At 47.6% G+C, this 14,456-nt stretch carries 5 protein-coding genes, 3 rRNA genes and 1 riboswitch; of the genes, 6 read left to right on the forward strand and 2 right to left on the reverse strand.

The genetic code is table 11. The features are described from left to right. Positions 1-323: 323 nt before the first annotated feature. Positions 324-423, forward strand: a riboswitch (purine riboswitch). Positions 424-594: 171 nt separating this feature from the next. The 4 genes from V6668_RS03770 (at position 595) to rrf (ending at position 7,782) form a co-directional block, all read left to right on the forward strand. Beyond that, positions 595-1,971, forward strand: a complete 1,377-nt coding sequence (locus V6668_RS03770; protein WP_047841443.1) for an NCS2 family permease — start codon at positions 595-597, stop codon at positions 1,969-1,971. 770 nt (positions 1,972-2,741) lie between these two features. Further along, positions 2,742-4,294, forward strand: a 16S ribosomal RNA gene (locus tag V6668_RS03775). Positions 4,295-4,663: 369 nt separating this feature from the next. Further along, positions 4,664-7,589, forward strand: a 23S ribosomal RNA gene (locus tag V6668_RS03780). Positions 7,590-7,665: 76 nt separating this feature from the next. Then, positions 7,666-7,782, forward strand: a 5S ribosomal RNA gene (gene rrf, locus V6668_RS03785). Together the 16S, 23S and 5S rRNA genes form the textbook arrangement of a ribosomal RNA operon. 183 nt (positions 7,783-7,965) lie before the next feature. Here the strand turns inward: rrf and V6668_RS03790 are convergent. Beyond that, positions 7,966-8,520, reverse strand: a complete 555-nt coding sequence (locus tag V6668_RS03790; protein WP_036668406.1) for an NADPH-dependent FMN reductase — start codon at positions 8,518-8,520, stop codon at positions 7,966-7,968. A 301-nt stretch (positions 8,521-8,821) separates the two neighbouring features. Between V6668_RS03790 and V6668_RS03795 the strand changes: the two genes are divergently transcribed. Continuing rightward, positions 8,822-9,829: a ketoacyl-ACP synthase III gene (locus V6668_RS03795; protein WP_338707741.1), complete on the forward strand. Its 1,008-nt coding sequence runs from the start codon at positions 8,822-8,824 to the stop codon at positions 9,827-9,829. A gap of 174 nt (positions 9,830-10,003) precedes the next feature. Here the strand turns inward: V6668_RS03795 and V6668_RS03800 are convergent, their stop codons facing one another. Beyond that, entirely contained in the window at positions 10,004-11,938 is a 1,935-nt protein-coding gene (locus tag V6668_RS03800) for an amidase family protein (RefSeq protein ID WP_338707742.1), read from the reverse strand. A gap of 368 nt (positions 11,939-12,306) precedes the next feature. Between V6668_RS03800 and V6668_RS03805 the strand changes: the two genes are divergently transcribed. Further along, positions 12,307-14,436, forward strand: coding sequence for a DNA topoisomerase III (locus V6668_RS03805; protein WP_338707743.1), 2,130 nt, complete (start codon positions 12,307-12,309; stop codon positions 14,434-14,436). Positions 14,437-14,456 lie beyond the last annotated feature (20 nt).

The following is a 14,456-nucleotide window of genomic DNA, read 5'->3' on the forward strand; positions in this document are numbered from 1 at the left end:
TTCGGAATACGAGATATCGTTATTCCTAGATCATCATTCACCTGATTGCTAAAACGCATCAGAAATATAAGCTAGCCTGATTAGAGCGCTTCTGCTCTTTGATCAGGCTAGCTTTTTATGTTATCCTGCGGAACTTTCAGTCTGAAAGAATGGACATATCCCATTGAGATTACACCGAAAAAAGCGTATTCAATTGGGTTGTAAACCGCTGAACTGGTTCAATCTGTTAAATAATACGAACGATATTCTAAAAGCGTGATATTAATATTCGTTTTTCTCATTGACAAAAACATACTGCCCTCCTAAAATAGTGATGGGAAACAAACAAATAGCGCATACTTATTCGTATAATCCTGGGGATTGGCCCGGGAGTCTCTACGAGATCACCCTAATGATCTGGCTACGAAGAGGAGAAGGCTAAGCACATGAATTCTACATGATTGCGGGGACATCACGCACATTAGAATTTTTTTTGTTCTTAGTAAAGGCATCATGCCACTCCTTGTCAGCTGAACCCTGGGTGAAGAATCTTCATCAGGGTCATTTGTCGTTTTTCAATATGGCTTCAACATCTCTAAGGGGGAGTTAGTAATTATGGATCGTTTCTTTAAATTAAAAGAAAATGGAACAAACGTTAGAACGGAGATTGTTGCGGGTCTCACTACGTTTATGACAATGGCTTACATTCTTTTTGTAAATACGTTGTTCTTGGGACAAGCCGGTGCGGGGATGTCGGATAATGCAGTATTCTTTGCAACAGCCGTCGGCGCCGGATTAATGACTATTATTATGGGATTGTTCGTGAATATTCCGATCGCACTTGCACCAGGTATGGGGCTGAATGCGTACTTCATGACTGTCGTTCTAAGTTCGAATGGAGCGATTACTTGGCAAGCAGCTCTCGGAGCGGTATTCCTTTCCGGTATTGTGTTCATTATTTTGACCGTGACGAAGATTCGTCAAATGCTGCTTGTTGCAGTTCCGCAGTCAATCAAAATGGCCATTACGGTGGGTATCGGTCTCTTTATTACCATTATTGGTTTCAAACTTGCTAATCTCGTGGCTGTAACAGTTAATGTTGCACCAGACGCAGATCTGAGTCAGCCGATTCCGGGTAGCAGTTTTAACTTGTCATTGGGCAACTTTGTAACACATCACGATGCGTTGCTGGCCCTGATTGGTTTGCTCCTTATTGCTATTCTGATGGTTATGCGCGTCAAAGGCGCTCTGCTGATCGGGATCGTAGCAACAACGCTGATTGGTATTCCGATGGGAGTTACGAATCTGAGTGGTCTTTCAGGCGCAAGCTGGTTGCCTAACTTCAGTGATCTGGCGGTTGGACAGCTGGATTTGAAAGGTGCCATCAGTCTCGGATTGTTCGAGATCATCTTCATCTTTACCTTCGTTGAATTGTTCGACACGTTTGGTACGATGGTAGGTACTGCAACACGTATGGGGATTATGAAGGATAAGAAAAAAGGCGAGAAAACGATCGGTAAAGCGATGCTCGTCGATGCAGTTGGTGTCAGCGCAGGTGCTGCACTAGGTACAAGTACCATTACGGCATACGTTGAAAGTGCTTCAGGTGTTGAGGCAGGTGGACGTACAGGACTGACTTCGGTAACGACAGGTTTGTTGTTCATTTTAGCCCTGTTTATCGCACCGCTTGCGCTGGTTGTTCCATCCGCTGCGACGGCTCCGGCATTGATCATCGTGGGTGTACTTATGATGAGTCAAGTGCGCAGCATTGAGTGGGATGATTTCCTGCAAGCTTTCCCTGCATTCCTTACCATTGTATTGATGCCTTTCACAGGTGGAATCGCAAACGGGATCTCCGCAGGTATCGTATCTTATGTGATTCTGGCGGTGTTCAGTAACTTGGTTACAGAGCGTAAAGTGAAAATTCACTGGCTTATGTGGATCTTGGCGCTCATTGTAGTCTGCCGATACGTATTTATTGGCGGGGAGTAAGCGTACATTAGGTTTAATGAAGAATACGGAGATAAGTTTGATACCTTATATATGAAAGAAGCGGAAGCCACGGGATTAGACCCGGAGCTTTCGCTTTTTTTGTATTCTTTTCTTGAGCAAAATGAATTTCAAAAATGTTTTCCTTCTATATAGAAGGAATGAGTATAATGTTCTATGATCTGTTGGTTGTTTAACCGATGAAATCATCGGTTAATAGGTTCTATAACGCGATGAGTCTGTACTGTATACAACTTGATTTCTCTATAATTGGATTAGGAATCATATGAAAAACTTTTTTGGGTATGTGAGTTAATTACTTCGATCATTAAAGTTAATGCGCAGATGTATCATTTAGCTGGTTATAAGGAGATACTTGTTAAAAGGTCTACAGGGTACTCATTTCATAAGAATTTAATGTTTATCGAAAAAAGACTTGCGTTCCACAACTGTACATGGTATATTCTATTTCCGGCCAAAAAAACACGAGATACACGGTGCGGCAAGCGATTGAAATAAGCTTCGAAAGAAACTTAAAAAAAGAGCTTGCAAAGTTGGTTCGGACATGATATTATATAAGAGTTGCTGAAGAGAACAACATTCGGTAACGAAATAAGTTTGATCTTTGAAAACTGAACAACGAGTGAGTAAACATTCTGTTTGCAGAATGAATGCGAAAGTTTGAGACAAGCCTTGGCTTGGATCGACTGGAGCACAAATGAGATTTTTAATCTCGTCAGATTCAAAATGAGCTTATCGCTCTTTTCAATACTTTATTGGAGAGTTTGATCCTGGCTCAGGACGAACGCTGGCGGCATGCCTAATACATGCAAGTCGAGCGGACTTGAAGAGAAGCTTGCTTCTCTGATGGTTAGCGGCGGACGGGTGAGTAACACGTAGGCAACCTGCCCTCAAGTTTGGGACAACTACCGGAAACGGTAGCTAATACCGAATAATTGTTTTCTTCGCCTGAAGAGAACTGGAAAGACGGAGCAATCTGTCACTTGGGGATGGGCCTGCGGCGCATTAGCTAGTTGGTGAGGTAACGGCTCACCAAGGCGACGATGCGTAGCCGACCTGAGAGGGTGATCGGCCACACTGGGACTGAGACACGGCCCAGACTCCTACGGGAGGCAGCAGTAGGGAATCTTCCGCAATGGGCGAAAGCCTGACGGAGCAATGCCGCGTGAGTGATGAAGGTTTTCGGATCGTAAAGCTCTGTTGCCAGGGAAGAACGCTTGGGAGAGTAACTGCTCTCAAGGTGACGGTACCTGAGAAGAAAGCCCCGGCTAACTACGTGCCAGCAGCCGCGGTAATACGTAGGGGGCAAGCGTTGTCCGGAATTATTGGGCGTAAAGCGCGCGCAGGCGGTCATTTAAGTCTGGTGTTTAATCCCGGGGCTCAACCCCGGATCGCACTGGAAACTGGGTGACTTGAGTGCAGAAGAGGAGAGTGGAATTCCACGTGTAGCGGTGAAATGCGTAGATATGTGGAGGAACACCAGTGGCGAAGGCGACTCTCTGGGCTGTAACTGACGCTGAGGCGCGAAAGCGTGGGGAGCAAACAGGATTAGATACCCTGGTAGTCCACGCCGTAAACGATGAGTGCTAGGTGTTAGGGGTTTCGATACCCTTGGTGCCGAAGTTAACACATTAAGCACTCCGCCTGGGGAGTACGGTCGCAAGACTGAAACTCAAAGGAATTGACGGGGACCCGCACAAGCAGTGGAGTATGTGGTTTAATTCGAAGCAACGCGAAGAACCTTACCAGGTCTTGACATCCCTCTGATCGATGCAGAGATGTATCTTTCCTTCGGGACAGAGGAGACAGGTGGTGCATGGTTGTCGTCAGCTCGTGTCGTGAGATGTTGGGTTAAGTCCCGCAACGAGCGCAACCCTTATATTTAGTTGCCAGCATTTCGGATGGGCACTCTAGATAGACTGCCGGTGACAAACCGGAGGAAGGTGGGGATGACGTCAAATCATCATGCCCCTTATGACCTGGGCTACACACGTACTACAATGGCCGGTACAACGGGCTGCGAAATCGCGAGATGGAGCCAATCCCAACAAAGCCGGTCTCAGTTCGGATTGCAGGCTGCAACTCGCCTGCATGAAGTCGGAATTGCTAGTAATCGCGGATCAGCATGCCGCGGTGAATACGTTCCCGGGTCTTGTACACACCGCCCGTCACACCACGAGAGTTTATAACACCCGAAGTCGGTGGGGTAACCGCAAGGAGCCAGCCGCCGAAGGTGGGATAGATGATTGGGGTGAAGTCGTAACAAGGTAGCCGTATCGGAAGGTGCGGCTGGATCACCTCCTTTCTATGGAGAATCGTTTCCTGCAACGGAAACATTCAAATAAGCAGGTTCTTAGAACCTGCAACAGCGATTCATTTCGGTCCGTCACTTCGGTGTGGATGAAATGAAGAGCACAAAACACTCACTCGTTGTTCGGTTTTGAGAGCTCAAACTCTCAAACAGCTTGCTTTTGCATGGAGCTTGTTCTTTGAAAACTAGATATCGAAACGAAACAAACGCGAATTAGAACATTCCTTTAAGCTGATCTTGTGTAAACAAGTGAAGTGTTTATAAAGGTAGTTAAATTGCTTTTGTGATGGTATCGGGTGAGAGCGACTTTTGGCTTTGCGCAAGCAAAACAAGGGAAGCGAGCGACCGAAACCGGAACAAAATGGTTAAGCTACTAAGAGCACACGGAGGATGCCTAGGCGCTAGGAGCCGATGAAGGACGTGGCGAACAACGAAACTGCCTCGGGGAGCTGTAAGCAAGCTTTGATCCGGGGGTGTCCGAATGGGGAAACCCAGCTGGGGTAATTTCCAGTTACTCACAACTGAATACATAGGTTGTGTAGAGGCATACCAGGGGAACTGAAACATCTAAGTACCCTGAGGAAGAGAAAACAATAGTGATTCCGTCAGTAGCGGCGAGCGAACGCGGAGAAGCCCAAACCAGAGAGCTTGCTCTTTGGGGTTGTGGGACGTCTCACATGGAGTTACAAAGGAACCGGTTAAGCGAAGAGGTCTGGAAAGGCCCGCCAAAGAAGGTAAAAGCCCTGTAGTTGAAAGTCTGTTCCCTCCGAGACGGATCCCGAGTAGTGCGGGGCACGTGAAACCCCGTATGAATCCGGCAGGACCATCTGCCAAGGCTAAATACTTCCTAGCGACCGATAGTGAAGCAGTACCGTGAGGGAAAGGTGAAAAGCACCCCGGAAGGGGAGTGAAATAGAACCTGAAACCGTGTGCTTACAAAAAGTCAGAGCCCGTTTTAGGGGTGATGGCGTGCCTTTTGTAGAATGAACCGGCGAGTTACGTTCCCGTGCAAGGTTAAGGTGAAGAGCCGGAGCCGCAGCGAAAGCGAGTCTGAATAGGGCGATGTAGTACGTGGACGTAGACCCGAAACCGGGTGATCTACCCCTGTCCAGGGTGAAGGTGCGGTAACACGCACTGGAGGCCCGAACCCACGCATGTTGAAAAATGCGGGGATGAGGTGGGGGTAGCGGAGAAATTCCAATCGAACTCGGAGATAGCTGGTTCTCCCCGAAATAGCTTTAGGGCTAGCCTCGGAAAACAGAGTCGTGGAGGTAGAGCACTGATTGGGTGCGGGGCCCGCAAGGGTTACCAAGCTCAGTCAAACTCCGAATGCCATAGACTTACTTCCGGGAGTCAGACAGTGAGTGCTAAGATCCATTGTCAAAAGGGAAACAGCCCAGACCATCAGCTAAGGTCCCCAAGTGTGTGTTAAGTGGGAAAGGATGTGGAGTTGCACAGACAACCAGGATGTTGGCTTAGAAGCAGCCATCATTGAAAGAGTGCGTAATAGCTCACTGGTCGAGTGACTCTGCGCCGAAAATGTAACGGGGCTAAACACACCACCGAAGCTATGGCTTGATGCTTTGCATCAGGGGTAGGGGAGCGTTGTATAAGGGTTGAAGGTGTACCGTAAGGAGCGCTGGACATTATACAAGTGAGAATGCCGGTATGAGTAACGAAAAGATCAGTGAGAATCTGATCCGCCGAAAGCCTAAGGGTTCCTGAGGAAGGCTCGTCCGCTCAGGGTAAGTCGGGACCTAAGGCGAGGCCGAAAGGCGTAGTCGAAGGACAACAGGTCGAAATTCCTGTACCACCGTAAGCCGTTATGAGCAATGGGGGGACGCAGTAGGGTAGTGACGCGGACTGATGGATGTCCGTCTAAGCAGTGAGGCTGATGTGTAGGCAAATCCGCACATTGTAAGGCTGAGCTGTGATGGGGAGCGAAAATTGTAGTAGCGAAGGTCATGATCTCACACTGCCAAGAAAAGCCTCTAGCCAGGTGATGGTGCCCGTACCGCAAACCGACACAGGTAGGCGAGAAGAGTATTCTAAGGCGCGCGGAAGAACTCTCGTTAAGGAACTCGGCAAAATGACCCCGTAACTTCGGGAGAAGGGGTGCCCCGGTAGTGTGAATAGCACGAGGGGGCCGCAGTGAAAAGGCCCAAGCGACTGTTTAGCAAAAACACAGGTCTGTGCGAAGCCGTAAGGCGAAGTATACGGGCTGACGCCTGCCCGGTGCTGGAAGGTTAAGGGGAGTGGTTAGGAGCAATCCGAAGCTGTGAACCGAAGCCCCAGTAAACGGCGGCCGTAACTATAACGGTCCTAAGGTAGCGAAATTCCTTGTCAGGTAAATTCTGACCCGCACGAATGGCGTAACGACTTGGGCGCTGTCTCAACGAGAGATCCGGTGAAATTTTAATACCTGTGAAGATGCAGGTTACCCGCGACAAGACGGAAAGACCCCATGGAGCTTTACTGCAGCTTGATATTGAATTTGGGTACGATCTGTACAGGATAGGTGGGAGCCTTTGAAACGTGAGCGCCAGCTTGCGTGGAGGCAACGTTGGGATACCACCCTGATCGTATCTAGGTTCTAACCTGGTACCGTAATCCGGTGCGGGGACAGTGTCAGGTGGGCAGTTTGACTGGGGCGGTCGCCTCCTAAAGAGTAACGGAGGCGCCCAAAGGTTCCCTCAGAATGGTTGGAAATCATTCGAAGAGTGCAAAGGCATAAGGGAGCTTGACTGCGAGACCTACAAGTCGAGCAGGGACGAAAGTCGGGCTTAGTGATCCGGTGGTACCGCATGGAAGGGCCATCGCTCAACGGATAAAAGCTACCCTGGGGATAACAGGCTTATCTCCCCCAAGAGTCCACATCGACGGGGAGGTTTGGCACCTCGATGTCGGCTCATCGCATCCTGGGGCTGAAGTAGGTCCCAAGGGTTGGGCTGTTCGCCCATTAAAGCGGTACGCGAGCTGGGTTCAGAACGTCGTGAGACAGTTCGGTCCCTATCTGTCGTGGGCGTAGGAAATTTGAGAGGAGCTGTCCTTAGTACGAGAGGACCGGGATGGACGTACCGCTGGTGTACCAGTTGTTCCGCCAGGAGCACCGCTGGGTAGCTATGTACGGACGGGATAAACGCTGAAAGCATCTAAGCGTGAAGCCCCCCTCAAGATGAGATTTCCCAGTATGTAAGACCCCTTGAAGACGACGAGGTAGATAGGCTGGGGGTGGAAGTGCAGCAATGCATGGAGCTGACCAGTACTAATCGGTCGAGGGCTTATCCAATAGCAAGTTCTAAATCGCATGTTTCGTTTCGAATCTAGTTTTCAGAGAACAACAACTCTGAAATGTAAGCTACGCGTTTGGTGGCGATGGCGGAGGGGTTCCACACGTACCCATCCCGAACACGACCGTTAAGCCCTCTAGCGCCGATGGTACTTGGACCGCAGGGTCCTGGGAGAGTAGGACGCCGCCAAGCAATCTAAAGACACACTTGATGATATTGAGTGTGTCTTTTTTATTTTAATCTTAAATACTTGTATAAACCTTAACAGCCCTGGTAAATAACCAAGGCTGTTTACTATTTCAATATTTATGAGAATGTTAAATAACTTTAAAAGGATCATTTCTTCTCTATCATCGATTTAAGTACAACATCTGTCTATACTTTCATTTGGTTGCAAGCCTCCCCAAGGATTGTAAGGGAGTTCTGCAATGCATGCTGGGTTTCCGAATCAATGATGACGCCTTGTTTGTTCATTTTCAATGTAATATGAGGAATGGTTAAACAGCCCTCCTGTAGAACTTGTGCATTAATCATGTTTAGTGTGAGCAATAAGGAAGCATGGGCTTTGTCACCTCCCATGGGGCTTGGGGAAGCAGCAATGACAATGGTGGGTTTATTGAGCCATTCTCCAGAAGATACAACCCAATCTAGTGCGTTTTTTAAGACCCCAGGAACGCCGTTTCCATACTCTGGCGTGCAGATAAGGACACCGTCCGAATGCTTAAGTTGGGCTCTCAAGTTCTGTACGGACACTGGACCCTCCTCGACATCGAGGTCAGGGTTAAAATGCGGCAGATCATTTAATCCATCATATACTTCAAACTTAAGGTTAGTGTGAGCCAGTTTAATCATGGCGTGCATTAGTAACGTATTGGAGGACTGATTGCGCAGACTTCCGGAAATGGCAAGGATATTTAATTCTTTTTTCATGGATATAGATCATCTCTATTCTTTAGTAATGTAGGGCAATTTGTTTATTTTCCTCCTGTTGGAATGAGCTGTCTATAAAAAATGCATATAATTAAGGCATTCTTCATGTTAGTTAGGGGATATCCACAATTCTTCATCAAAAATGCATGCCATCGTTTGTATTGCTCTGGGTAATAGAATGAAGAGATCACTTTAAAATAAACAACTAACGAAAGAATCATAATAAAAATTTTATAAAATTAGTACCAAGTACTAAGACTTAGTGCTATAATGATAAAAAACAAGTGAGGTGACTACCGGTATGAATCATCAATCAAAGGCAACCATCACGGCAATGGGGACGTATGTACCGGATCGAATATTAACGAATGCTGATCTGGAGAAATTGGTCGAGACAAGTGACGAATGGATTGTACAGCGTACTGGTATGAGAGAACGGCGAATTGCAGCTGAAGATGAATTTGTATCTGACCTGGCTACGAAGGCTGTAGAAGATATGATACGTCGTTATGATGTAAGTGTAGAAGATGTGGATATGATCCTTGTGGCTACAAGTACACCTGAATATGCTTTCCCAAGTACGGCATCCAGAGTACAGGCTAATCTTAAGATCCCACACACAGGCGTACTCGATTTAAATGCTGCATGCGCAGGTTTTACCTACGGATTACAGCTAGCCGACAGTCTGGTGACCAGTGGAATGTACCGTAAAGTACTGGTTATAGGAGCAGAGACATTATCCAAAATTACGGATTACACAGACCGCACGACTTGTGTACTGTTTGGTGATGGAGCGGGGGCCTTCTTGGTGGAGAGATCATCGGGTGCTGAAGGTGACTTTATGGCAGCCATATCAGGTACACATGGAGAAGGCGGTGTACATCTCTATAAGAGTGGTCTGTCTTCGGAGATGAATGGTGTGCCTTTACAGGGCGAAGGTTGTTTAGTTCAGAATGGGCGAGAGATTTATAAGTGGGCTGTACGGACGATTCCAGAGCAATTGGGTAAACTTATAACGAAAGCTGAATTAAGCCCTGACCAGATTGACTGGTTTGTCCCGCATAGTGCCAACATGAGAATGATTGAAGCTGTTTGCGAACGTGGTCCGGTTCCTTTGGAACGTACTTTAACCAGTGTCGAGTATCGGGGGAACACATCTGCTGCTTCCATTCCGCTTGCTTTACAGCTTGCAGTGGATGAAGGGAAATTGAAAAAAGGACAGAACGTAGCTCTCTTTGGCTTTGGCGGTGGTCTGACGTACGCAGGTCTGGTGCTGAAATGGGGCGTGCCAGACAACGTTCAGGAATGAGTAACATCCGACGGTATGCAACATAAAAATAAATAGAGAACATAAAAGAGACCACCCAAACTTCATGCTGTCATGAAGAAGGTGGTCTCTTTAGTGGGTTAACTCGTTTCAAAAAAGTGATATGATTGCATCTATTTTTTGTGTTAACCGGAATTGCTTAATCCCATAAATATTTTACGGCGTAAGCTTAGGCGCTTGGCGGTGATGTGTACCTTGTTCGTAGCTGTAAGCCAGCTTGATCAAGGTTCCTTCATCAAAGGCACGACCAAGGAATTCCATGCCTACTGGCAAACCATCAGTTGTGAAACCAGCAGGGACCGTAATCGCCGGGAAGCCGGAGAAAGGACTCAATCGGTTGTTACCACCGGAGTTTTGTCCTTCGCCAATAACACCAGCGGCTTGTGTGGACGTAGGATAGATGATGGCATCCAGGTTGTTGTCTGCCATAACTTTCAGCAGGGACTCACGTGTAACTTGGGTGCGTTTCAGGACGATGTCCTTGTATTCGGTAGTCTCCAACGTTTGGCGTGCATCCCGAGTCTTCATGGATTGCTCCTGAGATTTGTCGAACTCTCCGGAAGCGATGATCTCGGACAGACTGTGATATGGAGCGTCTGCACCCAATGAGTCCAGATAGTCATTCAGTTGGAACTTGAATTCATATCCGCTGAGACTTGGGTATTTGTTGATCTCAGTCAAGTTCGGGATGGAAATGGGAACTGCGGTAGCGCCCAGTGACTTCAATTCTTCCACAGCGGTGTTGATGACGTCAGCAACGGCTTTTTCTTCAGCTTTGGTACTTGGGATGAGTTCTGTAGCCACACCGATGCGTGCACCTTTCAGTCCGTTTACATCCAGGAAGTCTGTATAGCTGGAAGGGATTTTTCCGACCGCGTAAGCTGTAGCGACATCTTTTTTATCATATCCGGCTGTAGCATCCAACATGATTGCAGCGTCACTAACCGTACGAGCCATAGGTCCACCTACATCCTGTGTCAAAGCCAATGGGATAATGCCTTCGCGGCTAGACAGTCCGATGGTTGGACGGATACCTACAAGGCTGTTGAAGCTGGATGGGATTCGGATCGAACCGCCAGTGTCTGTACCCATGCCGGCTGCAGCAAAGTTAGATGCAATGGCTGCACCTGTTCCACCGCTTGATCCACCTGGATAGTGATCCAGGGCGTAAGGGTTAAGCGTTTGTCCACCCAATGAGCTGGATGTCGTGATGCCAAATGCGAATTCATGCAGGTTTGTTTTGCCCAAAATAATGGCGCCAGCTGCTTTGAGTTTCTTCACTTGTTCAGCATCGTGAGCAGGGACCGAATCTTTCAGACAGATACAGCCTGCGGTTGTCGGCATGTCATTGGTATCAAAGTTATCTTTCACCAGAATCGGAACGCCATGCAGAGGCCCGCGAGCACCTTGAGCTGCACGTTCTTCATCCAGTTGCTCTGCAATTTGGAGTGCATCCGGGTTCAGGGTTAATACGGCGTTGATGCTTACACCTTGATCATCGTATTTTTCAATGCGGTCCAGATATTTCTGAACCAGCTCTTTTGATGTCAGTTTTCCTTGCGTCATTGCGGCCTGGAGATCCATAATGGTTGCTTCCTCCAGGACAAACGGTTTTATGTAGTTATAAATGCGGTCTTTCAGTATGGAGAGGTCATTCTCGGTAAGTACAGCGTTTGGAAGGAAGAGGGATTCCGTATAACCTTTCATCAACCCCGCAGTGTTCAATGCACCAACAGCACCTGCGAAAGTGGCTTCATCTGGAACATCCTTGAATGACTCGGAAGTCGAATCCAGCTTGAGCCATTGTTGCAAGGCGACCGCAGCATCTTTACGTTGTACGGTTGTGCCAGAGAGCTTGTCCATGGTAAAAGGAACACCTGCAAGTGTAGCCGCTTCTTCCATAGCCTGAACAAATGCTGCCGGAGTTGCTGGCGCTTTTCCTTTGGATACAGCTGCTACTGTTGTTTTACTCGTAGGCGTTGCCGTTGCGGCTGATGCCGAAGGTACCGTTCCTCCCCATGTTGTGGCAACAACAGCACCTGCCAGTAACAAAGCCCCACTTTTTTTCAATACAGATCCATGATAAGTCATGCATCCACGCTCCCTTCCTGTGTCTCATTGATGTGTTAGCAGCGATTCTGTTTCTATGCTTTGACACATTGTATAGTTATGTCAGGTAATCTTACAAGGTTTATACTTATCCAAAAAAACGTATACATCAATACTTTACAGTGTTAATACTTATTCATGCTTCTGTTTACATGTACTCAGAAAAACTATTACATATTATAATGTGAAGAAATATAACACGAACTCGATATATTGATTAAACATGAGGTTACATGATGCGATTAGTTAGGAAGTAGAGATGACAGAGCATACCTTTAGTGTGAAATGATATAATGAAAAGATAGGGATAAAAGAGACATAACGTTCTACCAGAGAGGAAGAGATATGAAGTGAAGACATTGGTACTCGCAGAAAAACCATCTGTAGCACGCGAAATAGCCAGAGTTATGGGTGCGCGTGATAAACATAAAAGTTATATGGAAGGTCCGAAATATATCGTTACCTGGGCGCTTGGACATCTGGTTGGATTAGCTGAACCGGAGGATTACGACAAAAAGTATGCAACATGGAATCTGGAGGACCTGCCCATTCTGCCAGATCGTACGAAATTGAAAGTACTTAAAGAGACCAATCATCAATATAAAGCCGTGCAGCAGTTAATGAAACGTCAGGATGTGGGTGAGCTTGTCATTGCGACGGATGCAGCCCGTGAGGGAGAATTGCTGGCCCGTTGGATCATGCAGATGGCAGGGTGGAAAAAACCTTTTAAACGCCTGTGGATTTCATCCCAGACAGATAAGGCGATCAAAGACGGATTTGCTTCGCTGAAACCAGGTAGTCAGTTCGACCGTCTTTATGAATCTGCACGCTGCCGGGCGGAAGCCGACTGGATGATTGGACTTAACGTGACCCGTGCACTAACCGTTCGTTTCAATGCACAGTTATCTGCTGGACGTGTACAAACCCCGACATTAGGCATGATTATGGATAGGGAAAATGAAATTACCGGTTTCCGCTCGCAGGAGTATGAGACGTTAACGGCAGATTTGGGAGATTTTCAGGCTGTGTGGCGGGCAACTGGGGGAGATTCGCGAATCTTTGACCCTCAGGAAACGCAGGAATTGAAGAAACGGGTAGATGGGCGCAAGGGCACGATTGCCCAAGTGAAGAAAAGCGAGAAAGTAGAGCCGCATCCACTGGCATATGACCTGACGGAACTGCAACGGGATGCCAACCGGAAATATGGTTTCTCTGCAAAGCAAACATCAAATGTCCTGCAACGTCTGTACGAACAGCATAAACTCGTCACGTACCCACGTACGGACAGTCGATACCTGACTTCGGACATGACAGCTACGTTGAAAGAACGGCTGGATAGTGTAGCCATTGGACCTTATGCGTCTTTGGCACGTCCTTTACTGCGCAAAAATCTGAATATGACCAAACGGATTGTGGATGACAGCAAAGTTACGGATCACCATGCGATTATCCCAACGGAGCAGACGGTGCTTCTGAATCAATTGAATCCAGAGGAACGCAAACTGTACGATCTGATCGTACGTCGTTTTATCAGCCTATTCTATCCGGCAGCGAAGTACGATTCGGTTGCGATCACGGTTCAGGTGGGGAATGACTCCTTCCATGTTAAAGGTACAACGGTGAAAGAAAGTGGATGGCGTGAAGTATACGGCGGCGATTACAGCGATGATGACGATGACCGTACTGATGATGCAGCAGACCATGAGCGTGCGCTTTTGCCAGATGTGCAGCAAGGGCAGTCCGTGACGGTTCAGCGTTGCCATATTAAAAGTGGACGGACGATGCCGCCCAAACGGTATACCGAAGCTGCTTTGCTTTCCCAGATGGAAAAGCATGGACTCGGCACTCCAGCTACACGTGCGGATATTATCGAGAAGCTGGTCAGTTCCGATACAATAGATCGTCAAGGCAGCAGCATGCATCCAACCGGTAAAGGGAAACAGTTGATTGAACTGGCTGCCCCGCAGCTTCGTTCACCGGATCTGACTGCCCGCTGGGAAGCTGAACTGGAACGCATCGCTCGTGGGCAAGGGAAACCGGGGCCGTTTCTGGATAGTATCCGATCCATGGCAAAAGAGTTGGTGTCTACGGTAAAAGGCAGCAAAGCAGAGTACAAGCCGCATAATGTGTCCAATAGCCATTGTCCGGACTGTAATGCACGTTTGCTGGAGAAGAAGGGCAAGCGCGGCAAGTTTCTTGTATGTCCTACCGAGGACTGCGGGTATCGTCGTTCGGCAGAAAAGAGACTCTCCAATCGTCGTTGTGCGCAGTGCCACAAAAAGATGGAAATCAAAGAAGGCAAGGCGGGGTTATACGTACAATGTCTACCTTGTGGTATTACAGAAACGTTGGATAAGGACAAACAGCATGTGAACAAACGCGATCAGCAAAAGCTGGTGAAACAATATGCTAAGCAGGAGTCCATCGGTTCCAATCTGGGTGAACTGCTGAAGGCGGCTATGGAGAAAAAGGGAGAGTAACACGCTTGAGGGTAGTTGAA

The sequence above is a fragment of the Paenibacillus amylolyticus genome (assembly GCF_036894225.1).
In the GTDB taxonomy this organism is placed as follows: Bacteria; Bacillota; Bacilli; order Paenibacillales; family Paenibacillaceae; genus Paenibacillus; species Paenibacillus amylolyticus.

What these genes read in the sequence shown, in the direction of transcription:
- V6668_RS03795 (WP_338707741.1), top strand. Translation starts at nt 8,822, where the DNA reads ATGAATCATCAATCAAAGGCAACCATCACGGCAATGGGGACGTATGTA.
- V6668_RS03800 (WP_338707742.1), bottom strand. Translation starts at nt 11,938, where the DNA reads ATGACTTATCATGGATCTGTATTGAAAAAAAGTGGGGCTTTGTTACTG.
- V6668_RS03790 (WP_036668406.1), bottom strand. Translation starts at nt 8,520, where the DNA reads ATGAAAAAAGAATTAAATATCCTTGCCATTTCCGGAAGTCTGCGCAAT.
- V6668_RS03770 (WP_047841443.1), top strand. Translation starts at nt 595, where the DNA reads ATGGATCGTTTCTTTAAATTAAAAGAAAATGGAACAAACGTTAGAACG.